Here is a 22,095-nt window from a genome sequence, read left to right as displayed (position 1 = left end):
CCCGAGACGCATGGCCGCACGCGACCTGAAGTCATTTCCGCCTGGGTGCATAGACAGGGGGCTCGCCCGGCGGGCGGGTCTTGAACCGGCGATGCACCCAGAAATACTGTTCGGGCATGGTGTGGATGCGGGCCGCGATGACCGCATTCATCCGCGTCGTATCCGCCACCGTATCCCCACTCGGAAAATCCGCAAGCGGCGGATCGAAGATCAATTCCAGCCCGCGCCCCCAGGGCAGAAAGCGGGCGAAGGTCGGAATGACGACGGCCCCGGTCATGGCGGCGAAGCGCCCGAGCATGGGCACGGTCGAGGCCGGTACGCCGCAGAAGGGAACGAAGATGCCGCGCCGCCCGGCGTCCTGGTCCGGCAGATAGAAAAAGGGCGTGCCTCGTTTCATCTCCCGGATCAGGCCGCGCAGACCATCCTGACGCTCAATGGAGACGCTGCCGTACTGCCGGCGCGCACGCCGGACCTGACGATCCACCACCGGATTGCGGATCTTCTGGTACATATAGACGCCCGCATGCACCAGCCCGGTAAAGGCCGCGCCGCCCAATTCCAGCCCCACGAAATGCGGCACCAGCACGATGACCGGACGACCCTCGGCCATGCAGGCATCGATGAATTCGCGGTTGCGGATTTTGACCAGCCGCGCCAGCCGCTGACGCGAGATCCCCCAGCCGACGCCCTGGCCCAGCGCCGCGACCCCGAGCCAGCCGAAGTGGGCGCGCAGGAGACGCTCGCGCTCGCGTGCGCTCAAGTCAGGCAGACAGATCGCAAGATTGCGGCGACCGACCGACCGGCGCGAGCCAGCGACCAGATAGCCGAGACGCCCCAGCAGACTGCCAAGCGCCCAGATCAGCGGGAAGGGCAGCCGCCCCAATGCCCACACCAGACCGACGGCGACCCAGCTTGGCCAATATTTCGGATGCAAGAGCATTAAATACTGAGACTGGCTGGATTCAGGCCGGCTCCGCCTCATAGCCGGCAGCGGTCACGGCTGCAATCAGCGCATCCGCATCGACCGGCCCCGTCACCCGCGCCTGTCCCAGGGCCAGATCGACCGCGACGCTCTCGACGCCCGCAACGGACTCGATGGCCTGGGTCACGGCGCGGACGCAATGCTGGCAGCTCATGCCCGAAATCTTGATGTCAATTGTCATTATGTGTCCTCTCAGTTGGCTGGAGCCCGGATCATCAGTCGTGTCATGCGTCGAGCGCTTTCACTGCGACGCCATGAAACGCGCCGCGCCCATCAGGGGCGTGTGGGGTTGCAGGATGACCCGCACCGGCATCCGGCGCATCAGGGCGCCCATGCGGCCCTTGTCAAAAAAGCCTTCGAGAAAGCCGCCCCGGCGCAGTGCGGGTAGATTTTTCAGGGCGATGCCGCCCGCCAGAAAGACACCGCCAAGCGCCATCTGCTGCAGGGCCATGTTGCCCGCCTCGCGTCCATAGAGTCGCAGAAAGAGTTCCATGGTCTCGACACAGATGGGGCAACGGCCTTCAGCCGCCGCCTGTGCGACGGCGGCCGGGGTGTCGCCGCCCTCATCGATGACCTTGCGCAGCCAGTCGGGGGTCTGGCCGCCATGCCGGGTCAGCAGGAAGTCGTAGAGATTGGCAATGCCCATGCCGGAGACCACGCGCTCCCAGCTCACCCGCCCGAAGCGTGTCTTGAGATGACTGAGCAGCGCGAATTCGAGGTCGTCAGCGGGGGCGAAGTCGGTATGTCCGCCTTCGGTGGCGAATGGATGATGACGAAAGCCATCCCAATAGAGCCCGGCCTCGCCGAGCCCGGTCCCGGCAGAGACCACGCAGGCATTGCCGCGATCACTGCCATCGCCAGGATGCAGCTCAGCCAGGTCGTCAGGGCCCAGGGCCGGCACGCCCCAGGCGACCGCCGCCAGATCGTTCAGCAGCTCGACGCCCGCGAAGCCGAATGATTCCTCCAGTACATCGGCCTCCAGGATCCAGGGAAGATTCGTGGCCGCGCAGCAGCGATCCTGCACCGGACCGGCGACGGCGAAGGCCGCGAAACGACAGATCAGACCGGTTTCGGCGCAATAACGCCGCACGATCTGATCGAATGACTCGAATGCGGCGCTCGGATATCGCCGTGGCTCCACAAGTGTCACGCTCTCGCCATCCGTCTCCGCGACGCCCAGCGCGGTTTTCGTTCCACCGATGTCACCTACCAGCAAGCGCATAGCATGTCTCCAATCATTCAGACGGCGAACAGCCCGCCGCCATCGACTGGAGCGATGGCTGCGAATCGGCAGGTGGAGATGATAACAAGATGCGGGCACGGCAGCGAAGCAACTGCCAATCCCATTTATTGCGGGCCGTCCTGGCGCTCCATGCGCCGCACGCCCATTTCCAACGCCAGTACCCTGACCGAGTATCGGGAAGACCGCCTTGACTCCAATCTTTACCCCATCCTAGATTCACCCTCTTACAGAGTAAGAGATACAGAGCATCACCATGTCGACGGAGCCGAAGGTCATGGTGCCAACGGTCTGACCCACGGAAAACGGGTCGCGCACCGCGAATCCTATCGCGATCACCCCGCCCGCGCCGCCGAGAAGAACAGCCAGACCCCGGCCAGATAAGCCGCCGCGATGAGTCCGGCCGCCGCCTGTTCGGGCAGCCAGTGGCCTGGACCGAGCAGCAGCATCAGGGTCGCGCAGACGAACAGCGTCGCGCCGCCGATGGATTTGAGCATGGCCCCGGACGCCGTGGCCTGATGCTCGCGGACCTGGGCCTGATCGAAGGTGGCACCCCGCAACTGCTTGTCGTAGGCCATCAGCATCCGGTAAGCAATGAGCGGCAGCTCGGGCGCCTGATCGGCGACTGAATAAAGATTGCGCTTGGTGCGATCAAACAGCCCCTTGAGCCCCACCTGATTCTTCATCCAGCGTTCCATGTACGGCTTGGCGGTGGTCCAGAGATCCAGTTCGGGATAGAGCTGACGGCCCAGACCTTCGATATTGAGCAGGGTCTTCTCCAGGAGCACCAACTGCGGCTGGATCTCCATATCGAAGCGGCGCGCGGTCTGAAAGAGCCGCACCAGGAAATGTCCGAATGAAATCTCGGCCAGCGGTTTCTCGAAGATGGGTTCGCTGACGGTGCGGATGGCCGACTCGAACTCATCGACGCGGGTGCCGGGCGGTACCCAGCCGGACTCGACATGCAATTCGGCCACGCGCCGATAGTCGCGCTCGAAGAAGGCGAGCAGATTTTCGGCCAGATAACGCTGGTCTTCGGTCGTCAGGGTGCCGACGATGCCGAAATCGATGGAGATATAGCGCCCGGAGGGTTCGACGAAGATGTTGCCGGGGTGCATGTCGGCATGAAAAAAGTTGTCGCGGAAGACCTGGGTGAAGAAGATCTCCACCCCGCGCTCGCCGAGCTGTTTCATGCTCACGCCCTGGGCCTTGAGACTGACGACATCGCTCACCGGGGTGCCATAGACGCGCTCCATCACCATCACATTGGGTCGGGTCCAGTCCCAATAGACCTCGGGGATATAAAGCATCTCGCTGTTGAGCCAGTTACGCCGGATCTGCGAGGCGTTGGCCGCCTCGCGCTGGAGGTCCAGTTCGTCGTAGATGGTTTTCTCGTATTCGCGCACCACTTCGATGGGGCGCAGTCGCCGGCCTTCCTTCCAGTAGCGTTCGGCAAGCTGGGCGACGGTATACATGAGCGCCAGATCCTGGCGGATGGTGTGCTCGATGCCGGGACGCAGTACCTTGACCACGACCTCGGTGCCGTCTTTGAGGCGTCCGGTATGGACCTGAGCGATGGAGGCGGAGGCCAGCGGAATCGGATCGAACTGATCCAGCACCGCATCGACCGAACAGCCCCAGGCCTTTTCGATCAGTGCACGCGCCTCGGCCCCGTCGAAAGGCGGCACCCGATCCTGGAGCTTGGCCAGTTCGACGGCCAGATCATCCGGCAGCAGATCGCGCCGGGTGGAGAGGATCTGGCCGAACTTGACGAAGATCGGTCCCAGGTCTTCCAGCGCCATGCGGATCCGTGCCGGATAAGCCGGCAGATCGCGCTTGACCCAGTGCCAGGGCAGCAGATAGAGGATCCAGCGCAGCGGTCGAAACAGATGGGTGGCGAGGACGACCTCGTCGAGACCGTGGCGGATCAGAACCGAATTGATGCGGAAGAGACGCAGTGCCTGACGGAAACCAATCATGAGTGAAGGCCGGACTCCGTGGCGTGCCGGGCGAGTCGTTCGACCCGGGCGGCGAGACGCTCGACATCGTCGCGCAGGGTATCGACCTGAGCCAGAAAGGCATCGACCTCGTAGCGGGTCGGCACCAGCCGGCGTTCTTCCTGGAGTAATTCCTTGAGATTGGCAGTTAGCGAATCAGAGGTACGCTGGCCCCATTGACTGGCGGCGCGGAACTGGTTGCCGACCTGATGGGCGAAGGGATCGCCGATCAGACGCGCCAGTTGTTCTTCCCAATCGACCTCCAGCCGCGCGAAGGCCGCGCTCAGAGCCTGCCCGAGCGCGGTATCGCCCGTGATCTCGACCTCGCCGGACAGAAGCTGCGTTTCCTTGCGCTCGGCCATGCCCATGCGGGCGAGCCCCAGCGGGGTGCCGCGAATGAGACAGTCGGGCTCGGCATCGTAATCGCCGAAAAGCTGGAGCCCGCGCACACCGGGGACGATGGTGATGCGGGTGCCGAAGCCCTTGACCTCGATGCCGATGATGCGCCCGGTGAGTGCGTCGAACGCGGCGGCGCCTTCGGGATCGAGCGCGATATAGCGGTTGATCGTCTGCTCCAGAACGGCCAGCAGCGCGTCAGGAATCTGGATGCCCTCGCTCACAGCCTGTACCCCCGATGGATGGCGACGATGCCGCCGCTGTGATTGAAATATTCGCAGCGTTCGAATCCGGCGGTTTCCATCATCGAGCGCAGCGTCTCCTGATCCGGGTGCATGCGGATGGACTCGGCCAGATAGCGATAACTGCCCGGATCGTTGACCACCAGCCGGCCCAGGGTCGGCAGCACGGTGAAGGAATAGAGATCGTAGACCTTGCTCAGCGACTGGCTGACCGGGTGCGAGAACTCCAGGATCAGCGCCCGCCCGCCCGGACGCAGCACCCGATACATCTCGTTGAGCGCAGCCTGTTTGTCGGTGACATTGCGCAGACCGAAACTGATGGTGACACAGTCGAAGTGATCATCACCAAAGGGGATCTTTTCGGCATTGATGAGCGAATAGTGCAGATTGCCGACCCGACCGCGTTCAAGCATGCGCTCGCGCCCTTCGGTCAACATGGAGGCGTTGATGTCCGACATCACCACCAGACCATCGGCGCCGACGATGCCGGCGAAGCGATCCGCCAGATCGCCGGTTCCCGAGGCCAGATCCAGCACCCGCTGTCCGCGCCGCACGCCGGCCAGTTCGATGGCGTGACGCTTCCAGAGCCGATGGATGCCGAGCGACATCAGATCGTTCATCAGATCGTAACGCGAGGCGACCGAATCGAAGACGGCGCGCACGCGCTTCGCCTTTTCCTCGACCGGAACCTGCTGGTAGCCGAAGTGGGTGGTTTGCTTGTCGGACATGCTGTGACCTGATCTCGAAGGGGGCAAAAGGAACTTAGTTTAACTCAAAGCGTCAGGACGGCCTGACCTTGCGCTGGTAGCCGGTCTGTTCGAGTTCGTCCAGGTACTCGCGCCAGAGCTGTTCCTGTTCGACGCCCAGCCGGTAGAGATACTCCCAGGAATAGATGCCGGTGTTGTGCTCATCGTCGAAATGCAGACAGACTGCGTAGTTGCCGACCGGCTCGATGCGGTCGATCCCGACCCCCTCCTTGCCGGCCTGGATCACGCGCTGATCCGGCGCATGGCCCTGGACCTCGGCTGAAGGCGAATAGACGCGCAGATACTCGCACGGCAGATGAAAGCGGGTGCCGTCCTCGTAGGCGATTTCCAGCACGCGGGACTGGCGATGCAGATTCAGTTCGGTTGGTACGGGCATGATTTCAGTCGTTCATGTGAATGATCAAAGGATGTACCGGGACAGATCATCGTCTGCCGCCAGACCGGCCAGATTCTGGTCCACATAGGCGGCGGTCACGGTCACGGTCACGCGGTCGAGTTCGGAGGCGTTGTAGGAGACATCTTCCAGCAGCCGCTCCATGACGGTATGCAGGCGCCGCGCGCCGATATTCTCGGTTCGCTCGTTGACCTGCCAGGCGATCTCGGCCAGACGCCGGATGCCGTCCTCGGTGAATTCCAGATTGACCCCTTCGGTCCCGAGCAGGGCGCGATACTGATCGGTCAGCGAGGCGTCCGGTTCGGTGAGGATGCGCACGAAGTCCTCGCTGGTCAGCGCCTTGAGTTCGACCCGGATCGGCAGACGCCCCTGAAGTTCCGGGATCAGGTCCGACGGCTTGGACAGATGAAAGGCGCCTGAGGCAATGAAGAGGATGTGATCGGTGCGCACCGCGCCATGCTTGGTCGATACCGTACTGCCTTCGACGATGGGCAGCAGATCGCGCTGCACCCCTTCGCGCGAGACATCGGCCCCGGCCATGCCCTCGCCGCGCTTGGTCACTTTATCCAGCTCGTCGATGAAGACGATGCCGTTCTGCTCCACGTTTTCGATGGCGCGCAGTTTGAGATCCTCGTCATTGACCCGTTTGGCCGCCTCCTCGTCTTTCAGGAGCTGACGGGCATCGCGAATACGCAGCTTGCGGCGCTTCGTCCGCCCCTGTCCCAGATTCTGGAACAACCCCTGGAGCTGGCTCGACATCTCCTCCATGCCGGGCGGAGCCATGATCTCCACCCCGAGCGGCGTGGCCGAAACCTGGATTTCGATCTCACGGTCGTCGAGCTCGCCGGCGCGCAGTTTGTCGCGGAATTTATCGCGGGTTTTATGGCTGGCGGTCGTGCGGGTCTCTTCCTCGAAGCCGCCCGGCTGGGGCAGCAGCACATCCAGGATCCGCTCCTCCGCCGCCGCCTCGGCCTGATCGGCCAGCTTGGCCATCTCCTGCTCGCGCGCCATCTTCACGCCGATGTCGGCCAGATCGCGGATGATGGATTCGACGTCGCGCCCGACATAGCCCACCTCGGTGAACTTGGTCGCCTCCACCTTGATGAAGGGCGCGTTCGCCAGCTTCGCCAGACGCCGCGCAATCTCAGTCTTGCCAACCCCGGTCGGGCCGATCATCAGGATATTCTTCGGCGTGATCTCCGAGCGCATCGGCTCGTCGATCTGCGAGCGACGCCAGCGGTTGCGCAGGGCAATCGCCACCGCGCGCTTGGCCTCATCCTGGCCGACGATATGTTTGTCGAGTTCCGCGACGATACGTTGAGGGGTGATTTCAGACATGGGACCTGCCCGTCGATTGAGCCGTCCAGAACGGGCGGCGCCTTGAAAGTGGTCAGTGGCCGTCAACTGCCAACTGATTTTCCGCGTCCAGCTCTTCGATCACGAGGTTGTGATTGGTGTAGATGCAGATGTCGGCGGCAATATGCAAACCCTTCTCGACGATCTCGCGCGCGCCCAGTTCGGTATTCTCGAACAGCGCCCGCGCCGCCGAGAGGGCGAAAGAGCCGCCCGAGCCGATGGCCATGATGTCCTGCTCCGGCTCGATCACGTCGCCAGTGCCCGAGATCATGAGCGAGCTCTTCGCGTCGGCGATGCACAAGAGCGCCTCCAGCCGACGCAGCATCCGATCCGTGCGCCAGTCTTTGGCGAGTTCCACCGCCGCACGGGTCAGATGACCCTGATGCTTTTCCAGCTTGCCCTCGAAGCGCTCGAAGAGCGTAAAGGCGTCCGCCGTCGCGCCGGCAAAGCCCGCCAGCACCTGACCCTTGTAGAGCCGACGCACCTTGCGCGCATTGCCCTTCATGACCGTCGATCCCAGCGAGACCTGACCGTCGCCGCCGATCACGACGCGGCCAGAGCGCCGAACCGAAAGGATTGTCGTGCCGCGAAAATTTTCCATCGTGGACCTGTGTGAGCGGTTGGAGAGGGACATTCTATCCGATCCACTCCAGCGGATCCTCATCCGGCGCAGGCTTGAGCCCCGGTTCCTCGATGAACAGCCGGTGCCAGATAGCGAACTGCATCAGCCCGAACAGCTCGCGACCGCCGCCTTGCACTCTCTGGCGCGCGGCAACCAGTGCCGGGATGGACTCGACCCGAAACCAGTCGCGGATGCCCCGATTTCCGATCAGACGCTGACCGACGGCTTCAGCCACCTCGCCGCACAGCCAGTCGCCGACCGGGACATGGAAACCGCGCTTGGGCCGTTCCAGATGGCCGGGCGGCAGCAGCGGTCCGGCCCAGCGTTTGAGCAGCCATTTGCCGCGATGGCGATGCACCTTGAGATCGTCCGGCAGCGCGAGGCCGAACTCGACCAGCCGGTGATCGAGAAAGGGCACCCGCCCTTCGACCCCGAAGCCCATCAGCAGGCGGTCGGTCTTGACCAGCAGATTGTCCGGCAGGGCCGTGACCAGATCGGTGTATTGGCGCCGCTGCATGTCTGACCAGGACGCGGGGGTCTCGCCCCAGGCGCGCAGAAAGGGCGCGCGATCAGCACCTGGCGCATCGCGCAACGCGGGACCGAAGAGGCGTCGTGACCAGCGCCCCGCCCATTGACCACGGGTGCGGAAACCGCCGCTGCCGGGATAGCGCATGGCCTTGAACCAGCGTTCGGCAAAGCGCGGGTGATAGCGTCCGTAGCCGGCAAAGACCTCATCCCCGCCCTCTCCAGAGAAGACCACCTTGAGTTCGGCCCCGGCGGTCTCGGCCAGAATCGAGGTCGGCAGACAGGCGTAGTCGCGCATGAGTTCATCGGCGCACCAGATGCTGTGGGGGATGCGCCCGAAGACCTGAGTCAACTCCAGCTCCAGCGGGCGATGATCGAGCCCGAAATGCGCCGCAACCCGCGCCGCCTCGTCCAGCTCATGCGCCATCACGGTGCCCCGGTAGCCGACCGAGAAGCTCTTGATGCGACCGGCGCCGTGGGCGTCCAGCATGGCTGCCAGCACCGCCGAATCGACCCCCCCCGAAAGAAAAAGTCCAAAAGGGACATCGGAGCGCATGTGTTCGCGCATCGCCGCGTCCATGAGCCCGTCGAGCTCGTCGCAGGCCTCGTCGAAACCGATGGCGCGCGGTGTGACATCCAGCGCGGACCAGTAGCGATGACGCTCGATGCGCAGATCGGCGTCGATGACGAGCGCCTCGCCCGGCAAGACCCGCTTGATGCCGGCGATCAGTGTCTCCTCGCCGCTGGCAAACTGATTCTGCAGGAACTGACGCAGCGCACCGGGCGCGACCTGGGGCCGCTCGGGCAGGATCGGCAGCAGCGCCTTGATCTCGGAGGCAAAGGCGATGCGGTCCGGCAGACACACATAGAAGAGCGGTTTGATGCCGAGCCGGTCGCGGCCGAGGATCAGCCGCCCGGTTCGGGCATCGTGGAGGGCGAAGGCGTACATGCCGCGCAACCGGTACAGGAAGTCGAGCCCGTGCGCGGCGTAGGACAGCAGGATGGTCTCGGAGTCCGAATCGGTGCGCGGCGTCAGTCCGCGCGCGCGCAGTTCGGCGTTCAGCTCGATGTAGTTATAGACCTCGCCATTCGCCGCCAGCGCGAGGCGACCGTCCGCTGAGACCATCGGCTGATGGCCGGTCGCGAGACCGATGATGGAGAGCCGGGTCTGCGCCAGCCCGACCGGGCCATTGCAATGAATCCCCTGATCGTCCGGCCCGCGATGGGCGAGCCGCGCCGCCATGCGCGCGAGCTGTTCGGGATCCGGGCGCTGACCGTCGCGCAGAATGAAACCGGCGATGCCGCACATATCAGACCGGAATCTTCTGTCCGTTCTCATCGAGACGGACAAAGGTGATGCAGGTGGAAAAGACCGACTCCTCTGCGCCGGTCTCCAGGTCGTCGGCGTAGACCTTGACGCCATAGGTGACTGAGGTCCGTCCGCGACAGCTCTCGGCGACATCGAAGCGCAGCACCATTCCTTCGCGCGCGCCGCGATGGAACTCGACCCGATCCATGGCGACGGTCACGAAACGACAGCCCGGATGGTCACGGCTGGCGGCGATCCAGGCGATTTCGTCCACCCATTGCAGCAGATAACCGCCAAACAGATGGCCGTAGTGGTTCAGATGGCCGGGTCTCACGACCTTGTAATTTTCCATCAATCTGTCTCTTTTATGACAAAACAGTCAAAAAATGGTCATTTAGCTGCGCTGGATCTATACAACTGCAACAACAGTCAGGGTATTTTGCGCCCCGCGCCCCGAGGGCGCATCTCAAACCAATTTTGACAGGGGGAATCATGACCGGATCATCTTCGGTCGGCTGGCTTGACATTGTCGTCATTCTGGCCTACCTGCTCGCCACCGGCTATCTCGGCTGGCTCGGCTATCGCGGCACCCGCTCGGCGGCGGACTTTCTGGTCGGTGGGCGCTCGGCGCACCCGATCATCATGGCCGTCTCCTATGGCGCCACCTTTATTTCCACCGCCGCCATCGTCGGCTTCGGTGGGGTCGCCGGGCTGTTCGGGATGAGCCTGCTGTGGCTCACCTTCCTCAATATCGGGGTCGGCATCCTGATCGCCTTCATCGTGCTCGGCGAGCCCACACGCCGGCTCGGCCATCATCTCGGCGCCCATACCTTTCCCGAACTCTTAGGGCTGCGCTATCAGAGCCGGGGTATCCAGATCTTTACCGGCGCCATCGTCTTTGCCTTCATGCCGCTCTATGCCGCAGCGGTCATGACCGGCGGCAGCGTCTTCGCCGCGACCCAGTTCGGCATCGACTTCGAGGTCGCGCTGCTCATCTTCGCACTCGTCACCGCCGCCTATGTGATCCCCGGCGGGCTCAAGGCCGTGATGTACACCGATACCTTCCAGGGGTTCGTGATGGTCATCGCCATGCTGTTTTTGCTGTGGTTCACCTATTCCAGTCTGGGTGGCGTGACCGAGGCCCATCGCTACCTGACCGACATGACCGACATGGTGCCGGCGCCGCTGGTGCAGATGGGTCATCAGGGCTGGACCGCGATGCCGGCCTTCGGCTGGGGCGCGCCCACCTATGACCTCTGGTGGACCGTGGTGACGGCCATCATTCTCGGCGTAGGCATCGGCGTACTGGCGCAGCCGCAGTTGATCGTGCGCTTCATGACCGTGCGCAGCCGCCGCGAACTGGATCGCGCGGTGCCGATCGGCGCGGTCTTCATCATGCTGATGACCGGCGCGCCCTTCCTGGTCGGCAGTCTGTCGAATGCCTGGTTCGCCCAACACGGCCCGATCCTCAACGGCAAGGTGATCCAGGAAATCGACGCCGAGAAAGGACGCGCCCTGGTCGAGCTGATGAAGCAGGACGACTCCGGTGCCTGGACGGCAGTCATCAACCCCAAGACCAACAAACCAGCCACGGCGGCACTGATCGTCAGCGAGCGCAAAGCGGCTCAGGACACGACTGGAGCGAGCTTCGAGCTGGCCGGCGGACGCTCCTCGGCCGTGACCTATGTCAAGGGCGATGCCGACAAAATCATTCCGGCCTTCATCTCGGCGGCTCTGCCGCACTGGTTCGGCGTAGTCTTCTTTCTCGCCCTGCTGGCGGCGGCCATGAGCACTCTGTCGAGCCAGTTCCATACCATGGGCACCTCAGCCGGGCGTGACCTCTACGAGCGGATCGGTGACAAGGGGCGGTCTCGCGAGCCGAGCATCCTGGTCATGCGGCTCGCGATCGTGGTGGGTCTGCTGATCGCCGTGACCATCAGCTACATGGTGCGTCAGGAATACATCATCGCCCGCTTCACCGCCATTTTCTTCGGTCTGTGCGCCGCCACCTTCCTGCCGGCCTACGTTGGCGGACTTTTCTCGCGGCGCGTCACCAGGACTGGCGCCTTCGCCTCCATGATCGTCGGGCTTGCGATCTCACTCTTCTGGCTGCTGCTGGTCAAGGCCAAGGAGGCCAGCGCCATCGGTCTGGTGCAATGGGTCACGGGCGGCAAGACCAGCATCCTCGCCGACTATCCCAACTGGCCCTCGGTGGACCCGATCATCGTCGCCCTGCCGGCGGCATTGCTGACCCTGATTCTGGTCAGCGCCGTCACCCGTCCGCCGGATGCGGAACATCTGCGTCACTGTTTCCCGGAGCGGAATTAGACCGCTTTCAGCGATCAGCTTCCAGCCACCAGCGCGCGGCCTTCAGCCTGAGTCGCTGCATGCAGAAGCTGGTCGCTGGAGGCTGAACGCTGACGGCTTACTTAACGAGGTAACGACTCAATGCTTGGTATCGATGATCCATTCGTCCTGACGGCCTATCTCGGCATCGTCACACTGGCAGCCCTGAGCCTGGTCTACGGGCTGGTGCGCCGCAACGCCGCGCGTGACGAGGTCACGCCGGAAGACCGCCAGTGGGCGCTCGACGAAAAGAAGGTGGAAGATGAACTCTAATCTCTCGCACAACATGCGGCTGGCGGCAGGTCTGACCGTCGTCCTTGCCTGTCCGACGGTGCAGGCTCAGGAAGCCGCCTCGCCCTTTACCTGGGGTGCGGATCTGCGTCTGCGTCAGGTCTTCATCGACAACGTGGGCCTGAACGCCGACAGCCCGAGTGGCGACCGCACCTTTCAGCGGTATCGCACGCGCGCCTGGGCTTCCTATGCGCCGAACGAAGACCTGACGGTCAGCGCCCGACTGATGTGGGAAGGACGCCATTATCAGGATCCCAACGCCGACAACTGGCCTGCCCCCGGTTTCGAGAAGTGGTACAGCGGCGGCATCCTCTTCGATCAGCTCACCATTGAGGGCAAGCACATCGTCGGACTGCCGCTCTCGGCCAAGCTCGGGCGTCAGGACATCGTGCTGGGCAACGGCTGGCTGGTGCTCGACGGCTCACCCATTGATGGCTCGCGGTCGATCTATTTCGACGCCGCACGCGCGACCTACAGCCTGGAATCGCTCGCCACCACGCTGGATCTCATCTACATCGATCAAAGCGCGGATACGGGCCGCTTCCCGCAGGCTCTCAATGGCGAGGTCGAGGACCAGACCGAGCAGAATGAGACCGGCGCCATCCTCTATGCGCGCAACAAATCGCTGCTCAAGGACACCGATCTCGACGGCTATTTCATCTACAAGCACAACCGCCCGAACGTCACCCCCGGGCCGCCGGTCAACCTGCGCGTCAACAACGGCGCACCATTCGTTTCCGGGACCGACTCCGGCGACATCTACGCCGCCGGTCTGCGCGCCGACGCCAAACTGAGCCCGCAATGGGCCGTGCGCGGCGAGGGCGTCTATGAATGGGGCACCCGCAACCAGCGCGATCTGAGCGCCTTCGGTCTCAACAGCCGCCTGACCTTCAGCTTCAACGACAAGCTCAAGAATCAGCTCCACGGCGACTTCGAGTTCCTCTCGGGCGACGACCCCGACAGCCGGGGCGACCAGGCATTCGATCCGCTGTGGGGCCGCTGGCCGCAGTGGAGCGAGCTGATGATCTACCAGTGGCCGCTGGAAAGCCGGGTCGGCGAGGCCACCAATCTGATGCGTCTGAACGCCGGCTGGATCGCCCAGATCCATCCGACCACGCAGTTACTGGTCGATTATCACGCGCTCTGGGCGGATCAGATGAGCACGCGCACCGCCGCGCAGATGGTGAACATCAGCGGCGACGGCGATTTTCGCGGTCATCTCTTCACCGGCTGGCTCAAGACCAAGCTCAACAAGCATGTCTCGGGGCATCTGGTCGCCGAGTATCTGGCGCCGGGCGATTACTATGCCGATAATCGGCAGAACGATTCGTTCTTCGTGCGGGCTGAAGTCACACTGACCTGGTAGCGGTTTTCAGCCAACAGCCAAGGCCGGGGTGAGCGAAAGCAAGCCCCGGCTGCCGAGACACGAAATCGATGATCGACCCCGGTGACTTGCGGATTTTTGCTGACTCATTCATGAATGCGGGGAGCTGGCTGCTCCCGTTCCTGCTGATGCTTCCTGGCCTGTCGCTGCTCCAACGCCGGTTATCGGCCAGGCAGCGTGGTCGGGAAGGGGAAGCGCAAGTGGGCCGCGCCTTGGAACGGCTGTTCCCGGCTGTTGCGCATGATCTGATACTCCCCAACGGGCGGGGCGATCTGACCCAAATCGATCACGTCGCCCTGACCCCAAAGGGCTTCCTGGTCGTCGAGACGAAACACTACCGGGGGATGATCACCGGGCAAACCGAGGATCCACACTGGATCCAACGGATTGGTCGGCGGCGCCATGAGTTTCAGAATCCACGTCGCCAGAACTATGCACATGTGAAGGCCATCCAGGCGCTGGGGCTGGGGGTGCCGATCCTGGAGCACGTCGTTTTCACCAATACGGCGCACTTTCCCGATGGCTTGCCCGCTGGCGTTTCGCGTCTGGCGACGATCGCTCAGGATCTGGAGGCCTGTCGGCGCGGCAGGATTTCGGCTGCCTTGCGAACCGCCTGGGGACAGTTATTGAGCCAGGCGCGCCGGGATCACGCCTCCAGGCGCGCGCATCGGCGTGGTTTACGACAGCGCTACGGGCGGGATCCTCAGGTGGTTAAAGCGTTGGTTTGGTTTGGTCTGGCCGGGACTGCGGCGCTGGCGCTCTGGCTGTTCCATCAGCCGTTTTCATTCGATGTCGAGCCGATGCATGGGAGGCTGCCAGCCGCTGCGAGCGTTACGACGCCAGCATCAAGGTTGCCATTGCTCACTACATCGGCAGTGATGTCATCACCGTCTCCGCGAACCCAGCCATCCCGCGATCTGGAGATCGCCTGGGCCGATCCAGCGGCGCCATCGCACGAAAGCGAGGATTGCCGACTCGCCATTGCAGCGGTACTGATTGCCAACACCGCCGAGAGCCGATGGCGCCGTGGCAAAGCCTGTGCCCGGACGACAGATCAACCCTGACCAGACGACAAACCACAGGAACCGGACAGGGGACTTTTCGGCTGGCTGTCGAGACGGTGGGACACTTCGATCTGGATGCTCACTTGAACAGATCCTCCGCTGTCTGGCGCAACACATCAGGATCGGGCGCACCCGATCCTGCCGCCTTCGCCTGTCGCACCGGCTCGAAGAAGTCGCAGAAATTCGACCGCGTCTTGTCCAGGACGCGATCCACCAGGGGTTCCATGCATTCGTTTGGTCGGCCCGGCGCATGGTGACGACAATTCCGGCAGCAATGCGTTGGTTTATGGCAGACGAGACAGACTGACTCCCGTCCATAGTCCAGCTTGCTCAATTCCTGTCCGCAGTGCCAGCACTGGCCAACGATGGGCTCAGGCATCGCGTTTTCTCCCGTGTTTCCAGCAAGGTCTGAGTGCGTTCAGCCGCACCGCTGACGACGCAATGGTTTTGCCGTCAAGCATGGCATTGAAGTCCGGGGCTTCGACATCGAGCGCAAGGTAATACGCGACACCCATCGCCGCCTCCAGATTTGGGTTAAAGATGCGTCTGGGAGCGACTGCACCCATCGGCGAGCCGGGTTGCGCCGTTCTCGGGGCGGTGAATGCCGGCAGCATCAGCCGTGAACAGGTCGAAAGCTACCTGAAACTCAGCGGAGAGTCCGACTTCCACCAACTGTCCCATGCCGAAAAAAGAAAGAAGGATCGGGATTTCGGTCGATACATCAAATCGGTCAAAACGGACCTGAAGAATCGCCATTAAACCGCGCCCAGTGCGATATGCGATGTCTTTGGGCTGGATCAGGCAGCATCGACGACCGCCAGAGCTGGCGCGGTCTGCGTCTCCGTCAGCCGGGCCAGCTTACGCGGACGCGAGCGGAGCGCTCGGTCGCCACCCGCGCCGCGCGCTCCTTCATCAGGACGTTCGCCCGCTCAAACAGATCCTCGACTCGGCGCCCTAACGCGCTTCTGCACCGATAGCGGCTCGGTCGAGCAAGCGTGCGTCGAGCGCCTGGATCAGCGGCGCGAAGGCTTGATCGAGGACGGCGAGCCGTGCAGTCAGCTCGGTTTTCTCATGTTCGGCGGATGCGCGCAGGGCGTCATCCAGTTCCGCGGCCGTGGCGGCGATGGCCTGCGCACCGAGAGTGCCGGCGGCGCCCTTGAGGCTATGCGTGATCTCGCGTGCCGCTGCCCAGTCGCCGTCGGCCAGGCAGTCCGCCAAACGCGCCGTGTCCTGACGATGGGCAGTCACAAACTTTTCAAGCAGTTCCAGATACTTCTCTTGATTGCCCCGCAGCAGGCTCAGTCCCCACTCCAGATCGACACCCGGCAGCGCCGGCAGACCTGACGGGGGCGTGTGCGCGGATGAGACCGTCGCCGTTGACGGCGACGCCGCTTCGGGCAACCAGCGCAGCAGGGTGGCAAAGAGCGCCTGCGGCTCGACCGGTTTCGCCACGAAATCGTTCATGCCGGCATCGAGACAGGCCTGGCGGTCGTCGGCGAAGACGTTGGCGGTCATGGCCAGGATGGGTTTGGATGCCCAGCCCGGCAGGGTGCGGATGGCACGGGTCGCCCCGAGACCGTCGAGCCCCGGCATCTGTACGTCCATGAGGATGAGGGCATAGTCGCCCGTGCGCGCCTTCTCGATTGCCATGCGGCCATCCTCGGCGACCTCGACCCTCAGACAGAACGGGCGCAGCAGTTCCAGCGCCACTTCACAGTTGATCGGATTGTCCTCGACCAAGAGGATGGATGTGCTGGCATGGCGCGCACGCAGGGCGGCCTCGGCTTCCGCGACGGGGCGGTCCGCCGTCACGGGCGGCGCCTCGCCGCGCGTGAGCCAGGCGGTCAGCCAGAAGCGACTGCCCTGTCCAGGGGTGCTCTCGGCGCCCGCTTCGCCGCCCATCAGCCTGGCGATCTGGCGGGTGATCGTGAGGCCCAGACCCGTTCCGCCAAACCGGCGCGTGGTCGAGGCATCGGCCTGTTCGAAGGCCTGGAAAAGCCCGGCGAGCGTCGTGTCGGGGATGCCGATGCCGGTATCCTCGACCTCGAAGCGCATCAGCAGACCCCTGTCGCTGTCCTCCAGCATTCGCGTGCGAATGGCGATCCGCCCCCGCTCGGTGAACTTGACCGCATTGCCCGCATAATTGAGCAGCGCCTGACGCAGTCGGGTCGCATCGCCGCGCAGCCATTGGGAGGCATCGGGGCAGTCCACCTCAAGCGCGAGCCCTTTGGCTTCGATGCTGTCCTGGATCAGCACCCGCACCTCATCCATCAGCCCGTCGAGACGGAAATCCTGCGGTTCGAGCCGCAGCTTGCCAGCCTCGGCCTTGGAGATGTCCAGGATGTCGTTGATGATGCTCAGCAGATGGCGGGCGGCGGCGTCGATCTTGCGCAGACGCATGTCCTGAAAAGCGTCCGGACCCGCGCGACGCAGCAGGTGGGTCAGTCCCAGGATGGCGTTCATGGGGGTGCGGATCTCATGGCTCATGTTGGCCAGGAATTCGCTCTTGCTCTGCGCCAGACGTTCGGCGCGGGCGCGGGCCTGGATCAGCTCATCGGTGCGCGCGGCCACCAGTTCTTCCAGATGGTGGCGATGACGTTCGAGTTCCTGTTCGGTGCCTTTGATCTCGGTGATGTCGCGTGCGATGCCGAGCACACCGATCGCCGCACCATCCGGGGCGTAGAGGGGGGTCTTGATGACCTGCACCAGCTCCTGATGCCCGTCGCTGGCGAAGGTGATTTCTTCCTCGTTGAGCCGCGGTCCGCCAGCAGCGATGGCAGCCAGATCGTTGGCACGAAAGAAATCGGCAAGCTGTGGATCCACGAAGTCGTAGTCGGTTTTGCCGACGATCTCCGCCTCCGGTGCGCCGTACAGGGTCTCGAAACGTGCATTGCAGGTGAGGTATTGCCCCTGCAGATCCTTGAGCCAGACCAGATCGGGAATGGTGCGGATCAACGTCCGCAGAAACTCACGGTTCTCCTGCAGCGCAAGCTCGGCCAGCCGCTTCTCCGTGACGTCACGGTCCAGACCGCGGTAGCCCAGCAACTCGCCAGACGCATCCAGGATGGGCACGCCCGTGGTCTGAATATGGACCGGGTGGCCATCCTTGTGCCGATTGACGTTCTCCAGGTCGCGGAAGGCGGTGCGCCGGACGAGAGTGGCGGCGAAGGCGTCCGCCACCCGTTGCGCCTCGTCCGGGGGCATGAACTCGAAGGGGGTGCGACCGAGGATCTCCTCGGGGCTGTACCCGAGCACGGCCTGCACCCCCTCGGAGGCGTAGGTGTAGCGACCCTGGGCATCGACCTCCCATATCCAGTCGGCGGAGGCATCGACGATGTCCTGGAAGCGCTGCCGACTCTCATTCAGTGCCAGCTCGGCCTGCTTACGGGCGGTGATGTCTTCGGTGAAGATGACGATGCCGCCGATGCCGCCGTCAGCCTCGCACCAGGGCCGGATCTCCCAGTGCAGCCATTGGATACGTCTGTCCATCCGCTCGAAGCGATCCTCATCGGCGTGGAGCACCTCGCCCGCCAGTCCGCGTCGGTGCACGTCCTTCCAGCGTTCGGGGATCTCGGGAAAGATCTCATAGTGCGAACGACCGATCAGCGTCTGGTCGCCAAGGCCATAGTCCTCCCGCCAGCGGCGGCTGACGGCCAGATAGCGCATGTCGCGGTCGAACATCGCCAGCGCGGCGGGGGCATGCTCGATGAGGAGACCGAGACGTGTCTCGCTCGCCTGTAGCGCAAACTGCTGGGTCTGGAGCTGCCGACGCAGGGCCATCTTGTCGAGACTGTTGGCGACCGCGCGACGCAGTTCCTGCGGGCTGAAACGCCCTTTGGTCAGAAAGTCGTGGGCACCCTGCTTCATGCAGGCCACGGCGACACTGGCGTCATCGCTCCCGGTCAGGACGATGAGGGCGTAGTCGTTGTCATGCCCCGGACCCCGCTCGGTGAAGAAGTCCAGCCCGTCCATGTCGGGCAGGTAATAGTCGAGCAGCACACAGGCCGGACGGATCTCAGCCGCCAGGGCCATCCCGCGTTCGCCCTGATCGGCCTCGACGATCTCATAGCCGTCGCGCAAGATGCGCCGGATCAGTTCGCGATCCTCGGGGTTGTCATCAATGATCAGCAGAGTCGGCTGGTCTTCGCGCATGGACGGATCTCCTCACGGTTAACGCGCGGTTCCCTGCGGGATCTTCATCTTCACACCGGCCCTCCGCCGCCGACAAGCGGCGGGAGCGTCACGGCGTCGAACCAGTAATCGACGAAGGCCCGGATCTGGTCGGCAAAACGGTTGCGCTCCAGTGGTTTGATGATGTACCCGGCAACCCCGAGACGATAGAGGCCATCGATCTCGCGCGGATTGTTCGAGCTCGTGAGAATCACGGTGGGTAACGGCAGCACCCCATCGCACTCGGCACGCAAGGCCGCCAGGAGATCCAGTCCGGTCCCGTCGGGCAGATTGAGATCCAGCAGCAGGACCGCAAACGACAGCGAACCGGCCACCGCATCCGGGTGATCAGGGGCCAGGAGTGCAAGCGCCTCCGCAACCCCTGTCGCCCGCCGCACCGGACGGCTGAAACCGGCCCGCTGCAGCGCCCACAAGGTCAGCGCATAGTCCTCGTTGGAGTCCTCGACGATCAACAGCGCTCTGGAGTCCACAGGTTCCACGGGCGATTACTGTGGCGCCGCGAGCGTGAAATGGAAGGTCGAACCCTGCCCCGGCGACGATTCCACCCAGATGCGCCCGCCGTGCCGCTCGATGGCCTTCTTGGTGATGGTGAGCCCTGCCCCCGTTCCGCCGCCATAGTCGTCGCGCCCGTGCAGACGCCGGAAGACCTGGAAGATCCGCACGAAATGTTTCGGGGCAATACCGATACCGTTGTCGCGGACGAAAAAGACTGGCGGATCAAGGCTGGTGTCGCAACCGATCTCGACCCGCTTTTCATCCTGATCATTGTACTTGAGCGCGTTCGAGATCAGATTGCTGAAGATCTCGGCAACGCGGACCCGGTCACACTGGATCTCCGGCAGGCGACCCAGCACACGAATCCTCGCCCCCGGCACCTGCTGAGGCTGGAAGGTTTCGAGAATTTTTGCCACCAGTCCGTTGAGATCGACCCTTTGCAGCTGCAGATCGATCCGCCCCACCCGCGAATACTGGAGCAGCGATTCGATCAGCTCATCCATCCGCCTGGTGAGCCGCAGAATGGTCGCCAGCCGCTCCTGCCCCGCTGCCGAGAGATCCGCTCCGTCGTCCTCCTGGAGAAACTCGACCGAGGTGTGGATACCGCGCAGCGGCTCCTTGAGGTCGTGGGAGACCGCGTAGGCGAAGGCATCGAGTTCCAGATTGCTCTCGGCCAGTTCCAGATTGATGCGTCGCAAATGTTCGGTATGGCGGACGATGAAGTCGAGAATCTCCCGGCGCAGCTCGAGCGCATGCTCGATCTCGCAGTCCAGCCAGCGACGCGACTGGCCGGCGACCGTCTCCTTCCAGAGCGCGAAGGAGGTGCGGGGCAGAAGACGGATCTCGCCGGCCGTGTCGTCGATCTCGACCGGCTTGTGCGGATCGCCCGCCCAGTCCACCACCTGCTGCCATTCGGCGCGGAACCACATGAGCCCGTCCGGCGCGGCGTGCGACCAGCGCACGGCCAGCAGACCGCTTGCCACGGACTGGAAGGCGGCAGCGGGCGGATAGTCCAGCGGCAAATGGTGGCTGGCGAACGAGAGTTCGCTGCGGGTCGCCAACCAGTCGGCCAGGGCCAGGATCTCCGGCGCGGATGGCGTCCTGCCCAGCAGGCTCAGCCGGCCATCGCTGAACAGGGCCACGCCGTCGGCATCCAGCATGGTCAGGACGTCGGGCCGGATCTGGATCAGGGTTTGATGCAGCGCATTGTTCCGGAAGAGGGCGTCGAGCAGCTGCTCGCGCGCCGCCCCCAGTCTGAGCCGGTAGCCATAGTGTTCCTCGGCGTCCTTGCCGCTCATCAGCAGGGAGACCATGTGGGCCAGACATTCCACCGCCACACGGGTCTCGTAGGGCAGATATTTCGGGGCGGCGTGATGCATGCATGAGATCAGTCCCCACAATTTGCCGTCTTTCAACAGAGTGGTGACCAGGGTCGCCTTCACCCCCATGTTCTGGAGGTAGCCCGTGTACATCACCGAAACGCTGCGCAGGAAGGAGTAACTCAGATCGACCGGCACCGCGCCCGGGTGATCGGGTCCGGCAAGCAGCGGCACCGGCTGGTAATCGACATCCGGCAGATGACGCAGCCAGGTGAGGCGGAACAGACGCCGCGCGGGCTCAGGGATGTCGGCCGCCGGATAATGCAGCCCGAGATAGGTTTCCAGACCCTCCTGAACCGACTCGGCGATCACCTCACCGCTGCCGTCCACGTCGAAGCGATAGGCCATGACCCGGTCGAAGCCGGTGATGGCACGGATCTCAGCCACCGCCAGATCGAAGAAGGCGTGCAGTGTGGGTGTCGCCTGCAACCGCTGGAGCGTGGTATGCACCTCCTGGTAGAGATCGGGCGCCCCCACACGTGCCGCCTCGTCGAGACGCTCGAACTCCAGCAGCAGCAGGCCATCGTCGGTGCGGTTGCCGAAGAGATGACAGGGTTTGTCGCACGCCAGCGGCTGGACCGCCATGAGGCGCAGCAGCACACCATTGAGGCGTTGCATCGACAACCGCTCCCGCAGGCCGGCGGTGGCGGCCTCACCCAGCACCACTTCAATGCCCTGTCCCAGAAGCCTGTCGGGTGCAAGCCCCAGATAATCGTCCGTATTGGCGCTCGCCTGCAGGATGCGCAGCCCCGGTTCCTGCAGGACCAGGAGTGCGCCATGCGGCTGGATGGCGCCAGCGTACTGGATCTGTTCGCGATCGCAGTTGGTGAAGTCTAATTCAGCATTCATGATCAGAGTTTGAAGTGCTTCGTTGTTGCAAGGGTGGCAAGGTTCAGGGCAAGACCCTAACACCGTCTGGCAAGCAATGCATCGGTACGAAATGCATTGATAACATGTTTCGACTCAGAGGGTTGACGCGAAGGCACAGTGAATCGCGATGCCTCGACTCTGGGGGACGGACGAGAACGGGCAGTGCCCCGGTTTGCGGGACAGGCAGAGCGGAGCGGTTGCCGGGAGACGAGCGTCTCGCCCGTCTGGCGGGCAGGACGCCCGTC

At 63.7% G+C, this 22,095-nt stretch carries 20 protein-coding genes; 4 read left to right on the top strand and 16 right to left on the bottom strand.

Annotation, left to right across the window (positions count from 1 at the left end):
- Positions 1–31 precede the first annotated feature (31 nt).
- From EDC35_RS04030 to EDC35_RS03980, 11 genes are all read right to left on the bottom strand, one after another.
- On the bottom strand, positions 32–940 hold the full coding sequence (locus tag EDC35_RS04030) for a lysophospholipid acyltransferase family protein (RefSeq protein WP_132975960.1): 909 nt from the start codon (positions 938–940) through the stop codon (positions 32–34).
- A 22-nt stretch (positions 941–962) separates the two neighbouring features.
- Positions 963–1,163 (bottom strand): CopZ family metallochaperone, encoded by a 201-nt coding sequence (locus tag EDC35_RS04025; RefSeq protein ID WP_132975959.1) that lies wholly within the window; start codon positions 1,161–1,163, stop codon positions 963–965.
- 60 nt (positions 1,164–1,223) lie between these two features.
- Entirely contained in the window at positions 1,224–2,204 is a 981-nt protein-coding gene (gene glk / locus EDC35_RS04020) for a glucokinase (protein WP_132975958.1), read from the bottom strand.
- Positions 2,205–2,557: 353 nt separating this feature from the next.
- Positions 2,558–4,201 carry a ubiquinone biosynthesis regulatory protein kinase UbiB gene (gene ubiB, locus EDC35_RS04015; protein WP_132975957.1) on the bottom strand — a complete coding sequence of 548 codons (1,644 nt, stop codon included), beginning with the start codon at positions 4,199–4,201 and terminating at the stop codon, positions 2,558–2,560.
- Positions 4,198–4,839, bottom strand: a complete 642-nt coding sequence (locus EDC35_RS04010) for a ubiquinone biosynthesis accessory factor UbiJ (protein ID WP_132975956.1) — start codon at positions 4,837–4,839, stop codon at positions 4,198–4,200. Before EDC35_RS04010 ends, ubiB begins: the two co-directional genes overlap by 4 nt.
- On the bottom strand, positions 4,836–5,585 hold the full coding sequence (gene ubiE / locus EDC35_RS04005; RefSeq protein WP_132975955.1) for a bifunctional demethylmenaquinone methyltransferase/2-methoxy-6-polyprenyl-1,4-benzoquinol methylase UbiE: 750 nt from the start codon (positions 5,583–5,585) through the stop codon (positions 4,836–4,838). Before ubiE ends, EDC35_RS04010 begins: the two co-directional genes overlap by 4 nt.
- Before the next feature lie 52 nt (positions 5,586–5,637).
- Positions 5,638–6,000, bottom strand: coding sequence for a gamma-butyrobetaine hydroxylase family protein (locus EDC35_RS04000; protein WP_132975954.1), 363 nt, complete (start codon positions 5,998–6,000; stop codon positions 5,638–5,640).
- A gap of 24 nt (positions 6,001–6,024) precedes the next feature.
- Positions 6,025–7,356, bottom strand: coding sequence for an ATP-dependent protease ATPase subunit HslU (gene hslU, locus EDC35_RS03995; RefSeq protein WP_132975953.1), 1,332 nt, complete (start codon positions 7,354–7,356; stop codon positions 6,025–6,027).
- Between the two features lie 52 nt (positions 7,357–7,408).
- Complete coding sequence (gene hslV, locus EDC35_RS03990; protein WP_132975952.1) at positions 7,409–7,975, bottom strand: ATP-dependent protease subunit HslV; 567 nt, start codon at positions 7,973–7,975, stop codon at positions 7,409–7,411.
- 34 nt (positions 7,976–8,009) lie between these two features.
- Positions 8,010–9,830: an asparagine synthase (glutamine-hydrolyzing) gene (gene asnB / locus EDC35_RS03985; RefSeq protein ID WP_132975951.1), complete on the bottom strand. Its 1,821-nt coding sequence runs from the start codon at positions 9,828–9,830 to the stop codon at positions 8,010–8,012.
- 1 nt (position 9,831) lies between these two features.
- The gene (locus EDC35_RS03980; protein ID WP_132975950.1) at positions 9,832–10,182 is read right to left on the bottom strand and encodes an acyl-CoA thioesterase; all 351 of its coding nucleotides are present in this window, start codon (positions 10,180–10,182) and stop codon (positions 9,832–9,834) included.
- Positions 10,183–10,322: 140 nt separating this feature from the next.
- Between EDC35_RS03980 and EDC35_RS03975 the strand changes: the two genes are divergently transcribed.
- The 4 genes from EDC35_RS03975 to EDC35_RS03965 all read left to right on the top strand — a co-directional run bounded on the left by EDC35_RS03975 (position 10,323) and on the right by EDC35_RS03965 (position 14,915).
- A complete protein-coding gene (locus EDC35_RS03975; protein ID WP_132975949.1) occupies positions 10,323–12,158 on the top strand; it encodes a sodium:solute symporter family protein in 1,836 nt (611 codons plus the stop codon).
- A 120-nt stretch (positions 12,159–12,278) separates the two neighbouring features.
- The gene (locus tag EDC35_RS18460) at positions 12,279–12,449 is read left to right on the top strand and encodes a symporter small accessory protein (protein ID WP_165903344.1); all 171 of its coding nucleotides are present in this window, start codon (positions 12,279–12,281) and stop codon (positions 12,447–12,449) included.
- Positions 12,439–13,833 carry an alginate export family protein gene (locus EDC35_RS03970; protein ID WP_132975948.1) on the top strand — a complete coding sequence of 465 codons (1,395 nt, stop codon included), beginning with the start codon at positions 12,439–12,441 and terminating at the stop codon, positions 13,831–13,833. Before EDC35_RS18460 ends, EDC35_RS03970 begins: the two co-directional genes overlap by 11 nt.
- A 68-nt stretch (positions 13,834–13,901) precedes the next feature.
- Positions 13,902–14,915, top strand: a complete 1,014-nt coding sequence (locus EDC35_RS03965; protein ID WP_132975947.1) for a nuclease-related domain-containing protein — start codon at positions 13,902–13,904, stop codon at positions 14,913–14,915.
- 79 nt (positions 14,916–14,994) lie between these two features.
- Here EDC35_RS03965 and EDC35_RS03960 read toward each other — a convergent pair whose 3' ends face one another.
- The 5 genes from EDC35_RS03960 to EDC35_RS03940 all read right to left on the bottom strand — a co-directional run bounded on the left by EDC35_RS03960 (position 14,995) and on the right by EDC35_RS03940 (position 21,829).
- A complete protein-coding gene (locus EDC35_RS03960) occupies positions 14,995–15,294 on the bottom strand; it encodes a hypothetical protein (protein ID WP_132975946.1) in 300 nt (99 codons plus the stop codon).
- Between the two features lie 155 nt (positions 15,295–15,449).
- Positions 15,450–15,671: a hypothetical protein gene (locus EDC35_RS18455; RefSeq protein WP_165903343.1), complete on the bottom strand. Its 222-nt coding sequence runs from the start codon at positions 15,669–15,671 to the stop codon at positions 15,450–15,452.
- Positions 15,672–15,869: 198 nt separating this feature from the next.
- The gene (locus EDC35_RS03950; protein ID WP_132975945.1) at positions 15,870–19,067 is read right to left on the bottom strand and encodes a PAS domain S-box protein; all 3,198 of its coding nucleotides are present in this window, start codon (positions 19,065–19,067) and stop codon (positions 15,870–15,872) included.
- A gap of 50 nt (positions 19,068–19,117) precedes the next feature.
- Entirely contained in the window at positions 19,118–19,576 is a 459-nt protein-coding gene (locus tag EDC35_RS03945) for a response regulator (protein ID WP_165903342.1), read from the bottom strand.
- A 15-nt stretch (positions 19,577–19,591) separates the two neighbouring features.
- On the bottom strand, positions 19,592–21,829 hold the full coding sequence (locus tag EDC35_RS03940; RefSeq protein WP_132975943.1) for an ATP-binding protein: 2,238 nt from the start codon (positions 21,827–21,829) through the stop codon (positions 19,592–19,594).
- Positions 21,830–22,095: the final 266 nt, after the last annotated feature.

Source organism: Thiobaca trueperi (assembly GCF_004342175.1).
Taxonomy (GTDB): Bacteria; Pseudomonadota; Gammaproteobacteria; order Chromatiales; family Chromatiaceae; genus Thiobaca; species Thiobaca trueperi.
Note: the sequence above shows the minus strand (reverse complement) of the source record. Positions and strands in the feature narration are given on the sequence as shown.

What these genes read in the sequence shown, in the direction of transcription:
- EDC35_RS03950 (WP_132975945.1), bottom strand. Translation starts at nt 19,067, where the DNA reads ATGCGCGAAGACCAGCCGACTCTGCTGATCATTGATGACAACCCCGAG.
- EDC35_RS04025 (WP_132975959.1), bottom strand. Translation starts at nt 1,163, where the DNA reads ATGACAATTGACATCAAGATTTCGGGCATGAGCTGCCAGCATTGCGTC.
- EDC35_RS04000 (WP_132975954.1), bottom strand. Translation starts at nt 6,000, where the DNA reads ATGCCCGTACCAACCGAACTGAATCTGCATCGCCAGTCCCGCGTGCTG.
- hslU (WP_132975953.1), bottom strand. Translation starts at nt 7,356, where the DNA reads ATGTCTGAAATCACCCCTCAACGTATCGTCGCGGAACTCGACAAACAT.
- EDC35_RS04030 (WP_132975960.1), bottom strand. Translation starts at nt 940, where the DNA reads ATGCTCTTGCATCCGAAATATTGGCCAAGCTGGGTCGCCGTCGGTCTG.
- EDC35_RS03980 (WP_132975950.1), bottom strand. Translation starts at nt 10,182, where the DNA reads ATGGAAAATTACAAGGTCGTGAGACCCGGCCATCTGAACCACTACGGC.
- EDC35_RS03960 (WP_132975946.1), bottom strand. Translation starts at nt 15,294, where the DNA reads ATGCCTGAGCCCATCGTTGGCCAGTGCTGGCACTGCGGACAGGAATTG.
- hslV (WP_132975952.1), bottom strand. Translation starts at nt 7,975, where the DNA reads ATGGAAAATTTTCGCGGCACGACAATCCTTTCGGTTCGGCGCTCTGGC.
- ubiE (WP_132975955.1), bottom strand. Translation starts at nt 5,585, where the DNA reads ATGTCCGACAAGCAAACCACCCACTTCGGCTACCAGCAGGTTCCGGTC.
- ubiB (WP_132975957.1), bottom strand. Translation starts at nt 4,201, where the DNA reads ATGATTGGTTTCCGTCAGGCACTGCGTCTCTTCCGCATCAATTCGGTT.
- EDC35_RS03970 (WP_132975948.1), top strand. Translation starts at nt 12,439, where the DNA reads ATGAACTCTAATCTCTCGCACAACATGCGGCTGGCGGCAGGTCTGACC.
- EDC35_RS03965 (WP_132975947.1), top strand. Translation starts at nt 13,902, where the DNA reads ATGATCGACCCCGGTGACTTGCGGATTTTTGCTGACTCATTCATGAAT.
- EDC35_RS18455 (WP_165903343.1), bottom strand. Translation starts at nt 15,671, where the DNA reads ATGGCGATTCTTCAGGTCCGTTTTGACCGATTTGATGTATCGACCGAA.
- EDC35_RS18460 (WP_165903344.1), top strand. Translation starts at nt 12,279, where the DNA reads ATGCTTGGTATCGATGATCCATTCGTCCTGACGGCCTATCTCGGCATC.
- EDC35_RS03975 (WP_132975949.1), top strand. Translation starts at nt 10,323, where the DNA reads ATGACCGGATCATCTTCGGTCGGCTGGCTTGACATTGTCGTCATTCTG.
- EDC35_RS03940 (WP_132975943.1), bottom strand. Translation starts at nt 21,829, where the DNA reads ATGAATGCTGAATTAGACTTCACCAACTGCGATCGCGAACAGATCCAG.
- glk (WP_132975958.1), bottom strand. Translation starts at nt 2,204, where the DNA reads ATGCGCTTGCTGGTAGGTGACATCGGTGGAACGAAAACCGCGCTGGGC.
- asnB (WP_132975951.1), bottom strand. Translation starts at nt 9,830, where the DNA reads ATGTGCGGCATCGCCGGTTTCATTCTGCGCGACGGTCAGCGCCCGGAT.